Below are 20,810 nucleotides of genomic sequence, written 5' to 3'. Positions count from 1 at the left end.
CACCCACAGACTCCGCACATTACTCCACCTCCAGCTCCTTGATGGTCAGATTATCACCGCTGATCAAATCCACTGCGGCATGGCCACAGTGAGGACAGGGGTCGAGCCGACTGCTTGGGTTGGATATCTGACCACAGTCACGACAGCGCGCGGTAGCCTGTGACGGCACCATGTGTAAAGTAGCGCCTTCCGCAAGCGTACCCGGGCTGCAGGCGCTGAAGGCAAACTCCAGTGCCTCGGGCACTACCCCAGCTATGGGTCCAACATCGAGCCAGATAGCACAAACACGGCTGAAACCTTGCTGCTCCGCCTGTTGTTGCAGCAATTTGATCAAAGATCGACACAGTGATAGTTCATGCATTCGGCTCTCCTTCACCTTGCTGCTGCCCTTGCACTCGCGCCAGCGCTACAGCAGCCTGTCCCACACTCAATCCCGCATCGTTACAAGGCACTCGCTGATGACACAAGGGAGTGTACCCCAGCTGCGCAATACCCTGCTCCAATCGTTCACTCAAGAACCGGTTCTGCATAACACCACCGGTTAGAACAACATGCTGAAAGGGGTGCATTTGTCCCAACCGATACACCATGTCGAGCAAGCAACGAATCACCCCCAAATGAAAAGCGACAGCTATCTCGCATCTTGGGCGTGATGCCCGCAAATCATCGACCAACTGGTACCAGAGTGGTGCTGCCTCCAGTTGCAGCAGACCTTGCGCATTCTGCTGACATTGCAACGTATAAGGCTCTACATCCTGACAGTCAGACGACTGAGCCAACTGCTCCAGTTTGATCGCAGCCTGGCCTTCGTAGCTGATACCTTCAGCATAGCAGCCCAGTGCAGCCGCCATGGCATCAAACAGACGCCCCATGGAGCTGGTTATGGGTGTATTCACCCCTTTGTCGATCATTGCCGTGATGGTGTCCAGCGGTTTGTCTCCAAGGCAGCTCCAGACTGTGCGGGCAGCTGACCAGTCCATGCCGGCTTGATGTAACTGACTCGCCAGTATCCGCCATGGCTGAAGAATGGCCTGTTTCCCACCCGGCAGAGGGAAAGGCTTAACCTGCCCTACCCGGCGGTAGTTCGCATAATCACCCAGCAGGCATTCACCACCCCAGAGACTGCCATCTTCCCCATAGCCGGTACCATCGAGACACAACGCCAGCACAGATGGTCCATTAAGCGGGTAAGCATTATCCACCAGGCAGCTGGCCATATGCGCGTGATGGTGCTGCACAAATGCCAGGGGAGGAGAGTTTTCTGACCGGGCCTGGCGTGTACTGATGTAATTGGGGTGAGCATCACAGGCCAGCGACGCAATATCGGCCCGGCATTCTTGCTGCAGCTCTATCCGGGCCTGCCGGTGCGCCTGGTAAGCATCAGGCGCTGCCAGATCTCCAATAAAGGGAGTCATGTGCAGGCCCTGTTCATCACTGAGGCACAGGGTGTTTTTCAAATCCCCACCCAGTGCCAGCACCGGCACTTCAGGGTTAAAACCGGCCGGGAGAGGCAGGTACAAGGGCGCAAATCCTCGGCCAGGGCGCAATACCTGCAAAGCCTTCCCGGCAACCACTCTGACCACTGCGTCATCAATCCGGCGTTCAATAGGCCGGTCATGCAGCAACAACCAACCCGCCAGAGGTGCCAAGGCCTTACGGGCATCTTCATTGTTGATCACCTGCAACTGGCCACTGGGGTTGCCGCTTGTCATCACCAACGGGCCACCAAAGGCCTGCATCAACAGATGGTGGATGGGTGTGTAGGGAAGCATGATGCCCAGCTCATGGCTGTCTGGCGCGATGGACTCAGCCAGAAGCTGTTGCTGTGAGAGTGCAGCCTCGATGGTATGAAGAGAACGCTTTCGGCACAGCAAAATGGGCGCTTGAGGCGAACTCAGATAGTCGGCCTCGGTACTCGACAGCTCTACATGGGCCTTCGCTGCCTCAGTATCCGCAAGCATCAGCGCCAGCGCCTTGGCAGGCCTCCCCTTTCGCTGTCGCAGACATTTCACCGCTGTCTCATTACGTGCATCACAACAAAGATGGAATCCGCCCAGTCCCTTCAACGCGACAATCTCACCCTGCCGCAGTCGTTGTGCCAGGAAGGTAAAGGTATCTTCCGGAGTTATAGACTCTGCCTGGGGGTTCTCCAGCCACAAGCGTGGGCCACATTCGGGGCAGACATTGGTTTGTGCATGAAAACGGCGATGCTCCGGGTTCTGATACTCTTCATCACAGGCGGAACACATGGGGAAGCCGACCAGCGTGGTGCTGGCTCTGTCATACGGAAGCTTGCGAATAACCGTATAGCGAGGCCCGCAGTAGGTGCAATTAATAAACGGGTAGCGATAGCGGCGATTGTCAGGGTCAAACAATTCCTGCAGACAATCTGGACAGGTCGCAGTATCCGCAGGCATTCGCGTATGCTGAAAGCCGCTTGAGGAAGGCTGGATAGAAAACGCTTGCCGAGATATCTGCTCAAGGGTTAGAGCGTCGTTCACCGGTTCGATATCAAGTCGATGAATATCTGCCTGTGGCGGCAGCAATGCTGAAACCTGTTGAGTAAATATCTGACATTGCTGCTCATCAGCCCAAAGCAGCACTTCAACACCGCCAGCTGTATTTTTGACCTGTCCGGCCAACCCGCATGAACGAGCAACGTGCCAGACAACAGGGCGAAAACCTACTCCTTGCACACACCCCTGATAGCAAAGTCGAAACAGTTGAACTGAAGAGTCGGCATCCTTGGGCATACAACATCCAGCCAGGCATTCAGTTTTACTCTAGCGCCGAAGGCCCCGGCAAGCCAACCGATGATGCCAGGCTGTCAGGAAATTCAGCGCTTAGCCTGGCTCACCCCCGTGGTTCTGACAACTCTATCTCGTCCCTCATGCTTGGCCTGATAAAGCGCCGTATCCGCCGCGTACCAAATTCCTTCCAGGGTCCCCTTGGCCGGCACCAGGCCGATGCTGGCGGTGATCCCAAACCGACCGCCATCAGGACTCACCAGCTCTAATTGACGTACCGACTCCAGTATTTGGTTGGCAATCTGAGTTGCCGCTTCTATGTGGGCGCCAACCAATAACATGACAAATTCTTCACCGCCGACGCGGGCAACCAGGTCTTCTTTGCGACGATGGCGTGTAAGCACCTCGGCAAAGGCCTGCAGTGCAACGTCGCCGGTCTGGTGGCCAAAGCGGTCATTCACGCTCTTGAAGTGATCGATATCCAGCATCAGGAAAGAACAGTTCATGCCATCCCGGTTTGCCAGGCTCAGCATACCGGGGATTAACTGCTGCAGACCATTACGGTTATGCACCTGTGTGAGCTGATCAATAATCGCAATTTCTGAAAGTTTGCGATTGGTTTGGGCCAGTTGCTGCGACAACCGACGAAACTTGAGGATCACGTACCCTGCAATCATCAGTAGTACGGCGCTTATCCCCCCAACCTTGATCGCCAGCCAGTAGTTGTTCGGCTGCCTGTCTTCAAACAGAAAACCCTCGAGTGCGGGGACTGCAGAAGTCATGCCCAGGTCTCGGTAACTGTCAGCAATAAATTGCCAGCGCGCCGGGTTCATATGCCCCAATTGCACCAGATCAGGCAGGATCAAACGTCTGAGTGTACGCGCTTCAAAGCGAAGGTGATCGATGGATTTTTCCGGAGCATATTTCTCATGAATGACCTGCACCGACTCTTCAAGATTGGTCAATGCGTACTCCCAGCCCTTGAGCGATGCATCACGGACACGAGCCACAAGCTCAGGGTTGCGATCGGCCAATGATTCACGGGTAACCAGCACATCCGCATAGAAGTTCACGCCATAGTCACGCGGATTGATCAGATTATACTCAATACCCTGCTGGGTCAGCACATAAGGTTCATTCGAGATGTAGCCATCATAGGCATCCGTTTTTCCTCGGATCAGGTCCTCAACATCAAAGGATGTGTGCTGAAATTCGACATTGAGGTTGTTGTACTGATCCTTGCGCAGAACCGTCAGCAGCTCGGCACTCTCGGGTGGCGGCATCAACATGGCACGCTTGCCCGCCATATCTTCAACGGTTTGGATATTGGCGGATTTGAGGGTAATCCAGACAATAGGAGATGTTTGCATGATGGCAGCAACGGCCTGAACCGGCTTACCTTCCATACGGTCAATCACGACGCCGGAACTGGTGATCGCAAAATCGGAACGGCCAGACATCAGTTCATCCAGGGGATTCAATGCACTGGGACCACCTTCCAAGAGCTTCACATCCAGGCCGGCTTCTTTGTAGTACCCCTTTTCCAGCGCCATGTAATAGCCCGCAAACTGGAACTGGTGCAGCCAACGCAGCTGAATCGTCACGCTATCCTCAGCCTGACAGATCCCAGACATCGAAAGGACAAGCAGAGTTACCAGTGCATTCGTGATTTTTGACAATCCGATTTTGAAACCCGCCTTCAATTCGTATCACTTGCCATAAAGGTTATTGCGCTGGTTGGCTTCTCTTGAGCATTTTTCTCTGGCAAATGTCGTCCAGCAGTGCAGCCGTAGCTCAGGAAAAGACCTTATTGAGCATATGCCATTGGACTCGAGCCTGCCATGTATCTGAAAATACAAATCGCAAAAAGCTACGTCAGTTTAATGACAAGATTGTGACAAGGATTCCTTAAAGGCCGTATTCCCGTTCCACTTTTGCCACGCGTACACGGAAATCGCTATACCATTGCTCCCGCCCCAACTGCTGGGCTTGCTGGTGTTCGGCACACATTTTCCAGTTTTTAATCGCCTCAAGGCTCTCCCAATAAGACACCGTAATACCCAACTCTTCACGCACGGATTCAATACCCAGGAACCCCGGCTGTTGTTTTGCCAACTCGACCATACGATCAGCCATGGCAGCGTAGCCCTGATCCCCTTGTGTACGGTGATTACTGAAAATCACCGCATAGTAAGGCAGCTCGGGGGTATTAGCGATCATCGACATCCAGCCGGCTCCTTGTTGGTCACTTTACTAGCTCAGTATAACTGTGCGGGTTTCCCCTTCAGGGCTGTATGCAGGATAAATAAATGTGTTATCTCTTAGAGACGTGGAATCATTCATACCAATAAGGAGACTGTTTTGCATAATCAACCCTCACCGGAACACCCAGCCTCCAGCGGCTCCAGTATCGATATAGGATTGGGGTTTTATCATGAGATTGAAGGCCTGTTCCGCTTTGGTGAAAACAGTCCATCTTTGGAAGATGCGATCACTTTCGTATTCAGCCAAACGCTGCAAAGGGATCAGTATTTTGGTGCTTGGGCACAGGCATACCGCAATGGCGATGGTGAATATCGGCTTAGAATTACCAGCCCCAACGGTGATGTGTCTGCCTATCGAACGCTGATACCGAACTACATTCAAGCAGGTAAAAAAGCGTTAGCCAATTATTACGAATGCATTCCCGAATCGGCGCGCAAGGGATGGGAATTTTTGCTCCCGTTCGGATTGGCTATGACAAAGGTCAGATCAGTACAGCTACTTCATTTCCCGCCACTGGAAACCCTTACCTACAAGGACTACTTGTACTCGCCCACAAATCGCCGTTGGGAATGCCTTCTGGCCGAGAACGGGTTTGATGGCAATAAGAACGCATCGGTTGAACGTATCGTTGATGTGGCACCCATCGCTGCACCAGGTGGCGCTGGTCACGAACTAAGTGATTACAACAACGCTTTCATTGAATATGCAAAACTGCAGCTCAGCAACTACCTGCATCCTCTTGTTGAGACTCAGGGGAGCTTCACTCAACCAGTAGTCGCCTATGGCGAACCCGTGCATGCCTGGCTGAAAGAGGCTTTCTCGCTTGAGCAGATTCCCAAAACGCTCGACATAATCCAACTGAAACTTACGCCTGCTGAAGAGGGCCAGTCTACGCCAACAACCTGGGTGCTCTGTGCCAACCATCCCAGTGAATATCTATATGACACTGACCTGCCCATCCGCGACGCATTCAAACCCAATGGCGACTACCCGGCACCCATTGAGGTGATGTGCCAGGATCTGATCGCGGCGGGTTGGCAAGCGTACATGGCAGAACACCCCTGCGCCGACCCTCATAAGACACTGTCAGACCTGAAAACGCATTGGGGATGGGACGACAAAACAGGAACCGTCCTGAAAGAGCAAGCCGGCCCCATTCTGGCAATCATGGAATCGCAAAACCGGGAATTCAATCTCGATAACAACAGCTTCACACCAAGCACTGCTCAGGCTAGTGCAAACGCCTTTGCCCTTCTGCGCAGCACCGATTCAAACCGGTACATACCCTATGCATTTTTACCCCATGCCGAGGAGGCATTTGTACCTATTGAGTTGAAGCCAAGCGCATATTACCCGTCAAACCACCGTCTTATGCAGGTAGGCGGATATCTGGTGGAATGGACACCGCCATCATCCGACGATGAGGCTATCCATTACCGTCTTTTGAAGTACGATCGTAACAGCAGCAACCCACTGGCAGAGAAAACACTGGGCTACGGCTCTTGGCCCAAGGAAAAGTTTTTTGGTCATTACAGATCCAATTTTGGTGCAAGCTTTGACCAGATTGAGCTTATCGGCCTGCCCGGATATGTCCTCAGCATCATTCCGGCAGCTGGGCGAAGAAGCTATCAACTTTGGAGTTTTGACCCCTTTGCCGAAGAGGATTGCCTCTTCGCGGGAGAATTTAAAGAAGGCGGCTTCCGGGATATTGCATCTGACCGAGAGCTGCACCCAATCGGCAATTTTGTGCTTGACCGCAAAGGCGCTGAGTATCGCCTGTGGAGTTTTGATCCTCAGTCCCAGCCCCCTCTATCGTTACCGACCATTCAATCCGGGACCTGGAATGATATAACTGAAAATGATGCCATGGCGGTAATCGATATGCAGATTATCACCTGGAAGCCTTCCAGCCCTCACGAAGGCTGCAAAATCTGGCATTTTGATCCCAAGGCCTCAAACCCCTTGGGTGACAAGCCGATAAACACTGCCAAATTACCCGCGGGCTTTAGTGAGCATTCATTCTTGTTTGGCGTTGTACCCAGCCAGCCTGCAAACCCCGCTGCGGCAGAGAAACCCGGCACAATCGAGTTCATGCGCGAGAAAATCGAACATGTCGTGTATTACATGCTGGAAAGCAGGTCATTTGATAATGTTTTAGGCTGGCTGTACGAACGTGGCCAGCAAGAGGGTATCAACTGGATTGGTCCTCACCCGGATGGCTTTCGCGGCCTGGACACCTGCCTGTCCAATCCCATGCCGAATGGCGAAAAGGCCTTTGTCAGCCAGTATGAGGGCGGCAAACTGAGCAATGCCTTTGTATTGGGTGGGCCCGCTCAGGACCCCTGGCACGATAACAGCGACGGCCTGATGCAGATGTTTCATGGTTATGCCGGCTATTACGACAGGTCCCGGCCTACCATGGATGGTTTTGCATGGAACCAGAACAGCCCAGCCGTGATGTCCAGTTTCACCGCTGAACAACTGCCTGTTCTTAACGGACTCGCACTTAACTTTGCGGTCAGTGATGACTGGTTCAGCTCACTGCCGGGCGGCACCGATGTTAACCGAGGCTTTTCCGTCAGCGGGTCTGCCTATAACCGTTTAGGCACCTGGGAAGGCGGCAGCGCTTATCAAGACTGGCCTGATCAGGCACACCGCCAGTCTGTCTGGAAAACGCTCTGGAGCCACGGCAATAAAGACTGGAAAATCTACTACAGCATTCTCTGGCAAGAGGCGGTATTTACACACCAGCTCTACCTCAAAGGCCAGATACCTGAAGTGGATTCAGCCTGGGCGAAAGCAGTACTTGAACACAAGCACAGTGATACCTTGCCAGATTCACGCTGGATTTCCCCGCTGGATCAATTCTTTGATGACATCAAAAATAACAACCTGCCGGCATTCAGTTATCTGGAGCCGGCCTGGGTTGGTTCCGAATGTACGTCCTACCACCCAGGTTCTTCAGCATCTGGCATTAACTCAATAGTGCCGGGAGAACGCGCCCTGAATGAGATTTATCAGGCATTGAGCCAGAATCCGGAGGTCTGGTCGAAAACCTTGCTGGTCGTGACATTCGACAAGAGCGGTGGCTTATTCGATCATGTCGCACCTCCCTATGCCGCAAAACCCTGGCCGAAAGACTGCGTTGACGGGTTTGAGTTCGACATTCTCGGCCCACGAGTGCCTGCCATTTTTGCTTCGCCATGGATCAAACCCAATTCTGTACTTCGCAGCTCTGAAAACCAGGGGTTTGACTCGACATCTTTTGCCGCCACCCTTCTGGACTGGCATGGCATAGCAAAAAGCACCTGGGGACTTGGGGATCGAATTACTCAAGCCCAAACACTGGAAACACTTCTGAATGAGCCTAAGGCCAGAGAAAAAACGCCTGTCTTCACGCCGCCTTATGACAAAGACTTTCCTGACAGGAACTAAATGACGTCTGAGCGGATACCGCCGGCAGTCACCATAACTTTGACGACTGCCGGCACTTGTATTTCAGTTAATTGTAATTCCGGTTATAGAAATGTACCTGATAGCAGGTTAGTCTTTCTGGTGGCTTGTAAAACAGACACTTGAAGCCACACTTGTGTTTCACAGTTTTGCATTCAGCGTGACCTGAAGTGTCAATGAATGTGATGTATAGACAGGTACGATCTGCACCCAATGTTTAATTACTTCGGCTTTGGTTCCAACATGAGCATGCTGTCGCTGAGAGCCAAGGGCGTAGATCCCCTTGCATCGCGTAAAGCCGTGCTGCATGGCTGGCGACTGCGCTTCAATGTTCAGCATTTCTTCAGACACGAAGGCGGGGTTGGCAACATCGAATATACGGGCAACTCCAATGACCGTGTACTGGGTGTATTGCATGCCTGCCCGGATGAGGCACTCGCGCTTCTGGACGCTGCCGAAGCCTATGGACACGGTTATGATCGTATTGATATCGACGTCGAGACATTCACCAATAGCCATGATTTAGTCAGCGAGCGCGTAACTGCACTCGCTTACATCGGCATGCCCAGTTTCATCAATGAAGACTGTTTGCCCAGCCGTCGTTACCTGAACATACTGCTGGATGGTGCCCGACAGGCCGGTATAGACCCAGGCTACATCGAAACGCTCGCCCGCCAACCCGTCCACCAGCCTGAGCCTTATCCAGCCTTCAAAGCGCCCAGTGGTGACTACCCCTGCTATGACAGGGAAAGCCTGGCAAAGGAACCTCTCTACACAGCACTTTACGGAGCTGTTTTTGATATATCAGTGGCACGGCCCATGCATGAATACCTCAAGGGCTTTTTCGGCGGCAAGGATATGACGCTGTTTCATCTCCAGCGACTGGACAGCAGTAATGTAACCGAAACCATGGACGATATCCGGAAGGGACACCTCAATCAGGCTCAGCTCGACTACCTCAATGCTTACCTTAATGAGTATGCACGCGAGTACCGCTATGTGGGCCGATACAGTTATGACAATGAATAAGGATCCTTTATGACTCAGTCTACAGTGTCTTCCTTCCCGCCGGCTTTGGCACATGGCGAAATCGAAGAAGTATTCAAGGATGTTTTTTTCGTCAGCGGCGCCATGGAAACGCGCTTGATGGATCTGGACTGGCAGTTCAGCCGCAACATGACCATCGTCCGTGACGGTGAGCGCCTTATTCTGATTAACAGTGTGCGCTTGAGCGATGAGGGGTTGGCCACTCTGGAGCAGCTGGGCAAGGTGACGGATGTTATCCGCCTCGGGGCATTGCATGATCGCGACGATGCCTTCTACCTGGACCGCTACCAGGCACAATATTGGGTCATGCCCGGCCTTGAAGGTGCAGCCGGTACAACGGCAAAAACGCTTACCCCTGAAACTGACTTGCCCATTTCAGACGCGGCCCTGTTCCAGTTCAGCACAACACAGATTCCCGAAGGCATTCTGTTCCTGAGCCGAGAGGGTGGCATCGCCATTGCCTGCGATGCACTGCAGAACTGGCTCAGCCCCGATGAGCACTTCTGTGATGCCTCGCGTGAGCGAATGGAAGGCATGGGCTTTTTCACCCCAGCCAATGTTGGCCCGGTCTGGCAGCAAGCCGCACAGCCGGCTGCGGATGACTTCCAGCGTCTGAAAAGCTTCAGCTTCAAACACGCCCTTTGCGGTCACGGTGAACCTCTACGTGACCATGCACAAACAGCCTTTGCTGATACCTTTTCACGGTTGTTCAATTGCTGAATCGATCTCCTCGTCAACGACACCTGATGCAGAGCCACGTGGAGCTGCCCGGTTTTACTATTTTATCCTGCATCTGGCGGCATGCTGGACGGGTCGCTTATCGCGTCCAACGCCAGTCCGATGGCATGCACTTATGCGCCGAAACACTGGATGCGGAATATCCCGAGCGACGTCAGGTTGCAACGCTGCACCATGAGGCCAACATTCTTTCACGCCTGGAGAGTGTAGAGGGTGTTCGTAAAGTCCATGCGCTACTGCCCCACGGCAGTGGTAACCTGGCGCTAATAACCGACCTTTACACCGTTTCGCTGGACACTCTGTTGCATCACCGGGAACAGCCTCTGCCGGTGTCACAGGCACTGGAAATTGCCCTGGATCTGACGCAGACACTGAGCGACATTCACGCCCATAACATCGTACACAAGTCGCTCAGCCCCGCTAATGTGCTGATGGACCCGGATACCGGGGCGCTGAAACTGGCCGGGTTCAGTATCGCTTCTGAGCTGGATCAGGAACGGCAGAATACCGAACTTGATCATCAGCCCAAGGGAACACTGGCCTATATCTCGCCCGAACAAACCGGGCGCATGAATCGCAGCCTGGATTACCGCTCAGATTATTATTCGCTGGGCGTACTGTTGTACGAACTGCTCACAGGACAGCTCCCCTTCCGGGCTGACAACACGCTTGAATGGGTACATAGCCACATCAGCCAGGTGCCGGATTCGCCTGGACAGGTCAACACTCAAGTACCCGAGATGGTTGCCGCAGTTGTTCTGAAGCTGATGGCGAAAAGCCCGGAAGAGCGTTACCAGAGCAGCGAAGGGCTTATCCATGATCTGTCTCTGTGCCTGGCCGCCCTCAAGCAAAGCCAAAAAATACCCACATTCACCCTGGGCGAAAAAGACCACCTGCAGAAGTTTCTGCTGCCCCAGGCTCTCTATGGACGCGAGCGCGAGCTGCAGGAACTACTCGACCTGTTCGAGCAAGCCGTAGAAGGCCAAACACGTTTTTGTCTGGTACATGGTTACTCAGGCGTGGGTAAATCCGCACTGGTTAACGAAATCGACCGCTATCAGGTACGTGAGCGCGGTTTCCTGGTACAAAGCAAGTTCGACCAATATCAGCAGAGCGGCGCCTACTCCGCGCTGGCCGCAACCTTCCAGGCGCTGGTCCAGCAGGTTCTGCTGGAGCCCGAATCAGTATTGGCCCAATGGCGTAGCCGCCTGACAGCAGCACTGGCACCCAATGCTGCCCTGGTGATTGACCTTGTGCCCGAGCTCGCCCTGATCATCGGTGAGCAGCCACCTGTTACCGAATTGCCTCCGGCCGAAAGCCGTAACCGCTTGCAGCTGGTCCTGACGGCATTCCTGCGTGTGTTTGCAGGCCAGGGTCATCCGGTCGTGCTTTTCCTCGACGACCTGCAATGGAGCGATACGCCAACACTGGACCTGTTGCGCCGTATCGTGACCTCGCGTGAACAAAGCCACCTGCTGCTGATTGGTGCATTTCGCAGCAATGAAGTAGGCCCCGGTCATCCACTGCGACTCATGCTGGATGATCTGGCACAGCACCAACGATTACACGAGATCCCGGTGGGTCCTCTGGAACTGCCTTCGGTTGAACGCCTGGTTGCCGAAACACTGCGCTCCGAGCCCAGCGCCACCTGTGAATTGAGCCAAATGCTCTTCGACCGTGCGCACGGCAACCCGTTTTTCACCAACGAATTGCTGCGCCAGTTGCACTCTCAGGGGGCTATCTGGTCAGACCCAGGCAGCGGGCAATGGCATTGGAAGCTGGATCGCGCCAGCTGGGAAAACGCCAGTGACGATGTTGTAGAGTTCATGCTGACCAATTTGCGCCAGCTACCAACAGACACCCAAAGAGTGCTGCAGCTGGCAGCCTGCATTGGCAACACCTTCAACCTGCACACATTGGCTGCCATCTACGAACATAACGTTGCGCAAACGGCGCAAACGCTTCTGCCGGCGCTCAAGCAGTACACCCTTTTACCGCTCCATAACGATTATCGGCTGGTCAACCACCCTGATGAAAAGCTGGAGTTAAACCCCTACTACCGCTTTCAGCATGACCGCGTTCAGCAAGCGGCCTACAACCTGATTGACCCCGCAGCACTCCCCGGCATGCACCTGTTGGTAGGCCGGCTGCTGCTTCAACATGCCGGTGGCGCGATTGATAACGAGCAGCTGATTGATATTGTTAATCACCTGAATCAGGGGCGTGCGCTGATTGAATCAGACGTTGAGCGTGAGCAACTGGTTCAATTCAACTATCGTGCGGGCGTTCGTGCCCGCGAGGCATCGGCCTATCTGCAAGCACTGGAGTATTTGCAAACCGCCAGGGAACTGTTGCCAAAACAGGCCTGGTCCCTGATGCCGGAGCTGATGAAAAACCTCAGTGCCGAGATGCAGCTATGTCTCTATCTGACAGGACAGACTGACGCAGCAGACGAATGGCTGGAAGACATGCTGCATCATGCTGAATCCGACCTTCACCGTGCGGACATTCTTTCCATTCGCACACGCCAATGCGCCACCCTTGGCCGCATGGAAGAATCCATTCAAGCGGCGATTGAAGGCCTGGCTATTCTTGGGGTCGACTTCACCAAACAGCCTGGCTCCGAGGATGTGGCACGTGAACGGGAAAGGGTTACCGAATATCTGGCCGGACGCAAAATTGCCGACCTGGTGGATGCCCCCATCATTGATGACCCTGCCACGCTGACGGCCATGCGATTACTGATGGAAATCTTCGCTGCCGCCTTCCTCTCCGGCAGCAACCTGTTCAGCTATCTGGTGCTTAAGTCGGTTAACCTGGCACTGCACCGGGGCAACTGTCCGGAATCAGCTTTCGCCTACGCCGCCTATGGCATGCTGCTGTGCGGTGAATTGGACGAGCCCGCTACAGGTTTTGAATATGCCAAGGTCGGACTGGCGATCAATGAGCGACTGGATGACCTGAGTCTCAGAGCCCGTGTCATTTACGTCTACGCCATGTTTGTGCACCACTGGAGCCAACCCTGGTCCACTCTTACCCCATGGTTCCGCAAGGGGATAGAAGCGGGCTATCAATCCGGTGATTTGTTGTACCTGGCCTATAGCGCCCAGGATTGTGTGATCTGGGACCCTTCAATGGACCTGGAAACCGCACGCCGCCTGCATGAAGAGAACCTTGAAATTGTGCGCGAGTGTGCCTATCAGGATTCCCTCGACTCCGGCACCCTGTTCCTGCAGATGCAGCGCAACTTCCTGGGCGATACCCTGGCACCAGACACACTGAGCAGCGCAGATTTCGATGCCGCCCAGTGTTTTGCTGATATGCACGCGCGCCAGTTCAAGACAGGCATCGCCAATCACCATATTTACCATGCTGAAGTCAGCCTGTTGTACGGCGACTATGAGCGAGCGCTGGAGTGTGTTCGCCTGCAGGACCCCTTGATCAAGTCGGCGATGTCTCTGCCCCAGTTGGTGCGTTTCTACATCGTGGCCAATCTCACCCTTACCAGTGTTTTCCCTGACATGGATGAATCAACTCGGAACAGCACACGCCTGCGACTGGAGCAGGACCTCGCCCGCATGACTCGCTGGGCAGATAATTGCGAAGACAACTTCAGGCACCTGCAATGGCTGATGAGCGCCGAACTGGCGCGCATTGATGATGACTCAGAACGCGCACTGGAACTTTACGATGCCGCCATTGATGCCGCTCGCGCCAGCGGTTTCCTGCGGGACGAAGCGACGTCTTTGGAGCGTGCAGCCCGACACCTGCTGTCACAGGACAAGCAGCGCTCGGCAGAAGGCTACCTCCGCGGCGCCTACAACCTCTATAACCGCTGGGGTGCCAAGCGCAAATGTGAACAGCTGGAAGCTGAATTTCCCGTACTGCATCGGATACAGCAGTCTCATCAGCAAACAGTTGAAACACCGCTGGCCAACCTGGACCTGGCCTCTGTTATGAAAGCCTCGCGGAAAATATCCGGCGAGATGCGACTTGAGCAATTGCTGTACACATCACTGGATATTCTGCTGGAAAATGCCGGTGGCCAGTGGGGCTGCATCGTTGTCCGTTCCGGCGATCACTGGACCGTCGAAACCTCGACCCTGCACATGGACAGTCTCAAACCACTGGCACTGCCTGAACACTCTTTACTCAGCGATCATCAAGGCAACCGCATTGCCTTGCCGATGAGTGTGATTACCCAGGTGTTCCAACGCGACGAAGCCATTGTTCTCAATGATGCGGCCAGAGAAGGTCCATTTGTAAACGACCCATACTCCGTGCTGCAACAACCGCGCTCTGTGCTCTGCGTGCCGATAAAGCGCGATCGCTTTGAAGCAGCCATTTATATGGAGAACAACCTGAGTGACAGCGTGTTCACTGAGGACCGAGTGGAGCTGATTCGATTACTGGCAGCTCAGGCTTCGGTTGCAATTGAAAACGCACGGCTCTATTCGCAGGTGCAGGACTACTCCCATACGCTTGAGGCCAAGGTGGCAGAACGCACGGCAGAACTGGAAAAAGCCAACAGGGAGTTGCAACGCCTGGCCGATCGCGACGGATTGACTGGCGTTGCCAACCGCCGCTCAGGCGATGCCTACTTGAACGACACCTGGCAGCGCCTGAGACGTGAGCAACAGCCTCTGTCGGTTATCATGCTCGACGTGGATCACTTCAAGCGCTTCAACGACAACTACGGCCATCAGATGGGCGATGATTGCCTGACCAAAGTCGCCCATGCCCTGCAGTCTCAGCTGCAACGCTCCAGTGACATGGTCGTCCGCTACGGCGGTGAGGAGTTTATGCTCATCCTGCCCAATACTGACCGCAACGGCGCTATCCAAGTGGGTGAAAACGTTCGCCTGGCTATTGCCGCTTTGAGCATTGAACATCAGCACTCCACTGCCAGCCACCATGTCACCATCAGTGTAGGCTGTGCTACTGCCACTCCAGATGGTCACAACAGTTCAGAAGAACTGATTTTTGCCGCTGACCAGGCACTCTATACCGCCAAGCAGGCTGGACGTAACCGGTTGCACGCTGCCGGGTAAAAGCCGTCCCGGTTACCATCCAAGCCAGCCTGCCACTCTCACGATACTGCGCCAAACATGACCCAGAATGGCCGGGAAAAACAGCGGAAACAGAAATGCCAATACTGCAAAAATGGCGATAGAGCTGAGCAGATAGCCACTACCCAAAAAGCCACCCCAATACGCCAGCTCTTTATTGATGAGCAACCAGATGATTACTGCAGTCGGTATCGAAAAGAACAGTGACGCTGCAAGTGCAATCAACCGTGATTCGATAGAGCCCTCGTCCCTGGGGGCTTTGCGCCTCATGTCATTGTCTCCCTGAGAGTTGTGTGACAGGCCGCCGTGATTGCGGATTTAACTGTAATTTTCAAGAACTGGTAGCCCAGTCAACCGCCTTTGCTGCGTGTATCGCGGTGGTGTCGTAGAGCGGAGTTTCGGTATGCGCCTGATTGATCAGCATTCCGATTTCGGTACAACCAAGAATAACGGCTTCAGCTCCGTCTTCCACCAGCTCAGCCAGGATACGCAGGTACACGTCACGGGAGTTGGCGTTAATGACTCCAAGGCAAAGCTCGTTGTAGATGATATCGTGCACTTCCTTACGGCCCGCCTCATTGGGCACAACCACCTCTAGCCCGTTTTGGCTGGAGAGTCGATCCTTGTAGAAGGCCTGCTCCATCGTAAACGCCGTGCCCAAAAGCCCAACCTTCCGGATTCCATCTCTGAGCAGTACCTCAGCGGTCGCATCCGCAATATGCAGCAGCGGAATACCGACGCTCTGTTCAACCTCCGCCGCAACCTTATGCATGGTATTGGTACAGATCAGCACGCAGTCGGCACCACCGGCTTCGACACTTCTGGCAGCATCACAGAGAATATCAGCAGCACCCTGCCAATCCCCTTCACGTTGCAGTTTTTCAATCGGGTCAAAGTCCACGCTGTTAAGGACTATTTTCGCGGAGTGCAATCCACCGAGGCGCGCCTTTATGCCCTGATTTATTTCACGGTAGTAGCCAAGAGTACTTTCCCAGCTCATGCCGCCGATCATGCCAATGGTTTTCATATACGACTCCTTGTAGAGGGAAAGTTATAGCTGAGGACCTGTTGGAAACACATTAGTGCGATGAACATGGCCGCATTGATGGCAATGATAAGTGATGGGCACCTTGCTCCTACCGGCAAATGCCGCTTTCTCATAGCGACTTGCATTGTAAACGGCACGACCACCGCACTTGGGGCATAACCCCGTAATCAAAAAGCGAAAGATGACACCCGCCAACAGCACACCCAATGCAGCCGGCAGCATGCCAAACAGGATAAAGCGAACGAATTTGCCCTGCAGGACTGCAGGGAGATCAGGCGCCAAGGCTTCATGAGTACTCATTCCCAGCATGAAGCCAGCCAGAAGAAACAGAATGTTGGTTAGGAACAGCAACCCCAGGTGCAGGCGTATCGGCATATTCTTATCCTCTTCCGTGAAACAATCAGGATACCGTTGGTCTGTCTAAGGGCACTGGACTCTATCGACCAACTAGGGGGCTCTTCTACCAATGAGCGCGCAAATTTGGCTCCGGCCCAGCCATGCACGCAGGGCTGAAAAAATCAGAATCAAGCTGGCCGCAACAAACATGGGCCACTCGGCATGTATGACATGAGTCGCCACGGCACCGATCATCATGAGCGCCAGACACCCACCCGCCAGGGCAGATAGCCGAGGTAACAACAGCGCTACACCACCCAAAACCTCAATCACACCGATAAAATACATGAAACCCAAGGGGTATCCCCAGCGTTCAAAGGCCTGTAGCTCGAACTCAAGCCCTGCCAACTTGGCACTGCCGGAGGCTATAAATATTAGCGCCAGTACAGCACACAACAGCTTAATCTTCATGCCTCAACTCCCGGCCCGAAGGCTCATGATAAACCGGCTTGTTGTCTGAAACCGGCTTCGTCGCGAATACTGATCCGGTTACCGTCCGGATCAAAGAGGGTAATAATCGAACCCCAGTCGTTCTCAACCACCTCTGCGTCTATGCCCTTAGCTTGAAGGGACGCCAATGCCTGATGGATATCCGGCACATTAAAGCGAAGCTTTGTTGGACAACGGGACACATCCTTGCCTGAGGGCACGGCGACGCCTTCGGTCTCAATCATCAGATAGGCACTGCCAAACTCAAGGCATGTTAAGCGGAAGTCACCCTCCGTTTTCGAAAACATTTCAGGCAGGTCAAACACGTCCTTGTAAAACCTTACACAGGCATCGAAATGCTCAACGTTAAGGATAATGCCATAGTTATCGATCTTCATGGGATTCGCCTATTTTCAGGACAAGCAATACGTAAAGAGGATAGAGTTAAAATCAGGTATCAGCCTGAGGTAAGCAGACTCAACACACGAATAATAACTATCACAACGTAAATGGCATTCGGTGTTAAACATTGTAAATCACTGGCGTTTTTCCTTTCCATGTACGCCATAAGATCTCATCGGTCACTAGCTCAACCATAAAATGCGCCACATTGATGCGGCTACTCTTCCCCGAGTTAAAGATAGCGCTTCTAGTCGGTGAGGGGCATACCCTGTATTCCGACACCTGTTGCTCATCAACCAGGCTGTCTGGGCGTACTGCAACCCATTCAACTCCGCATGCAACACTGGAGTCCTCACTACCGATAACCTGACGCAGATGTTCAACTGCACGTTCATTGTCGGCATGAGGCGGTACCAGCTGACGAATCAGACCAACCACACAGGTTTCAACAAAGGAAACCTTCTCCCCCAGGTCCGGGTTACGGCACCCTGTCGAGTTCATCAATATGAATTTAACAGGCTCTGTTCGTTGCAGACCTTTAATCAAAGCGCACACACGCCTCGTCGCCTCTGTAACAAGCCACCTGGGTTGTCCATATACCCCCCTTGAAACTCAGGGTATGGCCCAGGCAGGAAATGACAGCTGTACAGCTGCAAAGGTGCTGAACAAGCGCTTCGTCGCTCAGCTCCAGAATAGACGCATGAATAACCGACAAACGCTCATGCTCACCAATAGAGTTCAGAAACAGTTCGGGAGACCTTACCATCGCACGTACAGAGAGCCCACGACCAAGCAGCTGCTCAACTACCCGCCGGCCGGTGGCGCCACTCGCCCCCAAAACCAGTACAGTCATATCCAAGGCTCCTTAAGGTTTTGTATGTTTCGACCGGTTATCGGCCACGTGCAGGTACCCAAATGTTGTTCAACCCGGATATTGAGCCTCGACAGAAGACGCTTCATTGTCTGCGGGCAGGGTCAAATAATGGGCTTTTCCATCTCTTGTATCAAATACCCTAGCTTTTCAGTTTTCTCCAACACCAGAGTCTGAGCATCAGATAATCCTTGATTATAGAAAAAAGGGCCAATCTCCTTAGCAAATAATTCGATCAAGAACTCTGCATCAAAGCCACCAATATCATAATCCAGCTCATCATTGAAATGCATCTTAACTTTATGAACAATGCGCTCTATATCATCTCTGGACAGCTTAATATCACTCATAAAACTCACGAAATATTTTACATTGAATAGAAAGTTAGAACTTATTAATAATCCTAGCATGTAATAATAATGGACAAATACATAAATAATTCACTTAATAATTAATGATTAGATACAACACGACTGGACAATGATTTTAATGCTCCATCGGTGCTTGGCAATTCAAGAACCAAGCACCTCATAAACATAGAGCTTTAGGCCTGAGACCGCATCAAGGGCTTTCACATGTCAGCTCAGGGCTTACCAGGACATGCACTCACTGGATTTATCAAGTAAAGATATGGTCTACGGATCTAATGTATCCTCAGACCCGGAAAACTGAATGATGCTATTACGACTTGCAGCTACGTCCTGCACGCGTCTGCAGGCTTCATCCCTGGTGCTTGTGGGGACTTTTGATACCAAAAGACTTGCTCCCAGCAAATGAAGCTTAATGTCTTCCAGAATAAGCGATTTGACTGCGGCATCGCCTTTCTGACTGAAAGCATCAACATACGCCGCGGCTTGTTCAAGCTGACGATCCAATTATCTATCCTGCCTTACATGGCCCCCTGCTTTGGTTGTTACAGGTATCTATCCAGGACCAGCTGATTCTTCACAAGCGAAACCCCCTGATTCCTGTAAAATTTGTGAGTATCCTCACGCACTGAATTACAACGAACACGAAGATTAAGACCCATTTCCGCAGCCCATGTCTCTGCACGAGACACAAGCGCAGTACCAATCCCTTTCCGCTGATAATCGGGATGCACCGCCATACCGCAGATTTCAATGAAAGCTGTGGATGCTACCCGTACGGATCGATGAGCATGCAACCAACCTACTACGCCAACATGATCCTCAAATACCCAGAGGCAGTCACGCTCAGAACGAATGAGCTCTGACAGGTCGCTCTCTATATCTGAGCTGTCACGACTGGCATAACCAAGGGCCTCCGATGCTTCCACTATGGCATCAAAATCAAGGTTAACCGCGTCTCGGATAGAACTCATGAATTCTCCATTGCTGGCCTCATTGATTTGTTCAGGCGTAGCAATAACACACCAACAATCTATTTTTGAGACCTTGATCTTTCCCTGTTAAGTTCCTAACCGTCACCGATACAATGTCTCAGACCCCCAGTATTCTTCCAGAGCAACCATGGCCTGATCTTGCCACACGGACTCGTCCGAAAAGGCGAGTCTGTCGAGAACAGAAACCACCAGAGCTTGCTCCTCTGGAGAGAGTGAGCCAAACCGAGGAGGCTCTTGGTCTGGAGGCCTCAGATTAGATAAAAAGTGATCAACCGCCATCGAGCCTGGGTCGCTAATTTTCTGAAGCGTATAACCCAAAAGATAAGGTAGATAATAGCGCCAAGAGACCGCGTCCAAATACGTAATGCCGCAAAAGTAGGTCTCTAAATATTCTGGTGAAAGCCTATCGATCGATGGGTCGTACTCTGGAGCCTCTCTGTATTCGTCGATCGCATCACCTCCCCTGAGCGACGTTACCGGCTCTGTTGGTAGGCCTTTGAATTGAGACAAAAAACCAGGATCGATGCCATTCATAGAGCTCAACGCTTTACTTTGGGGCTGTAGTGAAGCACAACGGAACGTTGGTCGCAGCCACGATAGAGGTGAACACGACCACTGAATTGGTGTCTACAGGCATACAGACTCACTCCATCTATCTCCACGATCACTTTATAATTCCGCAAAGCCACTAAGCTTTTACCTGAGCGAACCTCGATGTATCTATCGAGCCGCGGGCTCCTTACCAAGCTTAAGAGGGCAGCAAATAGCTCTCGCTCGCTGATTACAGAGTATTGTAGCTTCTTCGTAGTTTCATCAAACTTACACCGCTGTATAAAGTCCGACAACTTTTCATAACGCATTAAATGACTTAACGAGAGCCACAGTCACTTGTATGGATAATTCTCTGTGTTTTTCGGGTAAATTGGGACCCACCCTCAACGGCCATTGAGGGCCTTCATGCAGCAGCTCGATTGAGCGACGG

At 52.7% G+C, this 20,810-nt stretch carries 19 protein-coding genes; 4 read left to right on the top strand and 15 right to left on the bottom strand.

Annotation, left to right across the window (positions count from 1 at the left end; all coding sequences use genetic code 11):
* Positions 1-19: 19 nt before the first annotated feature.
* The 4 genes from hypA to BW956_RS07625 form a co-directional block, all read right to left on the bottom strand.
* Positions 20-361, bottom strand: a complete 342-nt coding sequence (gene hypA / locus BW956_RS07640; RefSeq protein WP_076462158.1) for a hydrogenase maturation nickel metallochaperone HypA — start codon at positions 359-361, stop codon at positions 20-22.
* Positions 354-2,753: a carbamoyltransferase HypF gene (hypF, locus tag BW956_RS07635; RefSeq protein ID WP_076462156.1), complete on the bottom strand. Its 2,400-nt coding sequence runs from the start codon at positions 2,751-2,753 to the stop codon at positions 354-356. Before hypF ends, hypA begins: the two co-directional genes overlap by 8 nt.
* 83 nt (positions 2,754-2,836) lie before the next feature.
* Positions 2,837-4,351 (bottom strand): GGDEF domain-containing protein, encoded by a 1,515-nt coding sequence (locus BW956_RS07630; protein ID WP_175611980.1) that lies wholly within the window; start codon positions 4,349-4,351, stop codon positions 2,837-2,839.
* A 304-nt stretch (positions 4,352-4,655) separates the two neighbouring features.
* A complete protein-coding gene (locus tag BW956_RS07625; RefSeq protein WP_076462154.1) occupies positions 4,656-4,973 on the bottom strand; it encodes an antibiotic biosynthesis monooxygenase family protein in 318 nt (105 codons plus the stop codon).
* Positions 4,974-5,108: 135 nt separating this feature from the next.
* Between BW956_RS07625 and BW956_RS07620 the strand changes: the two genes are divergently transcribed.
* The 4 genes from BW956_RS07620 to BW956_RS07605 all read left to right on the top strand — a co-directional run bounded on the left by BW956_RS07620 (position 5,109) and on the right by BW956_RS07605 (position 15,301).
* Complete coding sequence (locus tag BW956_RS07620) at positions 5,109-8,447, top strand: alkaline phosphatase family protein (RefSeq protein WP_083702974.1); 3,339 nt, start codon at positions 5,109-5,111, stop codon at positions 8,445-8,447.
* 231 nt (positions 8,448-8,678) lie between these two features.
* The gene (locus BW956_RS07615) at positions 8,679-9,494 is read left to right on the top strand and encodes a gamma-glutamylcyclotransferase family protein (protein WP_076462152.1); all 816 of its coding nucleotides are present in this window, start codon (positions 8,679-8,681) and stop codon (positions 9,492-9,494) included.
* 9 nt (positions 9,495-9,503) lie between these two features.
* Positions 9,504-10,232 (top strand): MBL fold metallo-hydrolase, encoded by a 729-nt coding sequence (locus tag BW956_RS07610; protein WP_217695107.1) that lies wholly within the window; start codon positions 9,504-9,506, stop codon positions 10,230-10,232.
* Positions 10,233-10,258: 26 nt separating this feature from the next.
* Positions 10,259-15,301: a diguanylate cyclase gene (locus BW956_RS07605; protein ID WP_076462150.1), complete on the top strand. Its 5,043-nt coding sequence runs from the start codon at positions 10,259-10,261 to the stop codon at positions 15,299-15,301.
* 12 nt (positions 15,302-15,313) lie between these two features.
* On the opposite strand, the gene BW956_RS07600 is transcribed toward BW956_RS07605, so the two are convergent.
* The 11 genes from BW956_RS07600 to BW956_RS07555 all read right to left on the bottom strand — a co-directional run bounded on the left by BW956_RS07600 (position 15,314) and on the right by BW956_RS07555 (position 20,362).
* On the bottom strand, positions 15,314-15,589 hold the full coding sequence (locus tag BW956_RS07600; RefSeq protein ID WP_076462148.1) for a hypothetical protein: 276 nt from the start codon (positions 15,587-15,589) through the stop codon (positions 15,314-15,316).
* Between the two features lie 61 nt (positions 15,590-15,650).
* Positions 15,651-16,346 (bottom strand): aspartate/glutamate racemase family protein, encoded by a 696-nt coding sequence (locus tag BW956_RS07595; protein ID WP_076462146.1) that lies wholly within the window; start codon positions 16,344-16,346, stop codon positions 15,651-15,653.
* A gap of 24 nt (positions 16,347-16,370) precedes the next feature.
* The gene (locus BW956_RS07590) at positions 16,371-16,742 is read right to left on the bottom strand and encodes a hypothetical protein (protein WP_076462144.1); all 372 of its coding nucleotides are present in this window, start codon (positions 16,740-16,742) and stop codon (positions 16,371-16,373) included.
* A gap of 72 nt (positions 16,743-16,814) precedes the next feature.
* Complete coding sequence (locus BW956_RS07585; protein ID WP_076462142.1) at positions 16,815-17,174, bottom strand: DoxX family protein; 360 nt, start codon at positions 17,172-17,174, stop codon at positions 16,815-16,817.
* A gap of 23 nt (positions 17,175-17,197) precedes the next feature.
* Positions 17,198-17,590 (bottom strand): VOC family protein, encoded by a 393-nt coding sequence (locus BW956_RS07580; RefSeq protein ID WP_076462140.1) that lies wholly within the window; start codon positions 17,588-17,590, stop codon positions 17,198-17,200.
* A 124-nt stretch (positions 17,591-17,714) separates the two neighbouring features.
* Positions 17,715-18,140, bottom strand: coding sequence for an NAD(P)H-binding protein (locus tag BW956_RS22745; protein ID WP_276327825.1), 426 nt, complete (start codon positions 18,138-18,140; stop codon positions 17,715-17,717).
* The gene (locus BW956_RS22740) at positions 18,133-18,447 is read right to left on the bottom strand and encodes an NAD(P)H-binding protein (protein ID WP_276327824.1); all 315 of its coding nucleotides are present in this window, start codon (positions 18,445-18,447) and stop codon (positions 18,133-18,135) included. The genes BW956_RS22745 and BW956_RS22740 overlap by 8 nt, the downstream gene beginning before the upstream one ends.
* 122 nt (positions 18,448-18,569) lie before the next feature.
* Positions 18,570-18,815 (bottom strand): DUF2164 domain-containing protein, encoded by a 246-nt coding sequence (locus BW956_RS07570; protein WP_076462138.1) that lies wholly within the window; start codon positions 18,813-18,815, stop codon positions 18,570-18,572.
* 285 nt (positions 18,816-19,100) lie between these two features.
* Complete coding sequence (locus BW956_RS07565) at positions 19,101-19,340, bottom strand: hypothetical protein (RefSeq protein WP_244894333.1); 240 nt, start codon at positions 19,338-19,340, stop codon at positions 19,101-19,103.
* Positions 19,341-19,378: 38 nt separating this feature from the next.
* A complete protein-coding gene (locus BW956_RS07560) occupies positions 19,379-19,807 on the bottom strand; it encodes a GNAT family N-acetyltransferase (RefSeq protein WP_076462136.1) in 429 nt (142 codons plus the stop codon).
* Positions 19,808-19,909: 102 nt separating this feature from the next.
* Positions 19,910-20,362, bottom strand: a complete 453-nt coding sequence (locus BW956_RS07555; protein WP_076462134.1) for a DUF6714 family protein — start codon at positions 20,360-20,362, stop codon at positions 19,910-19,912.
* Positions 20,363-20,810 lie beyond the last annotated feature (448 nt).

Source organism: Marinobacterium stanieri (genome assembly GCF_900155945.1).
Classification (GTDB): domain Bacteria; phylum Pseudomonadota; class Gammaproteobacteria; order Pseudomonadales; family Balneatricaceae; genus Marinobacterium; species Marinobacterium stanieri.
Note: the sequence above shows the minus strand (reverse complement) of the source record. Positions and strands in the feature narration are given on the sequence as shown.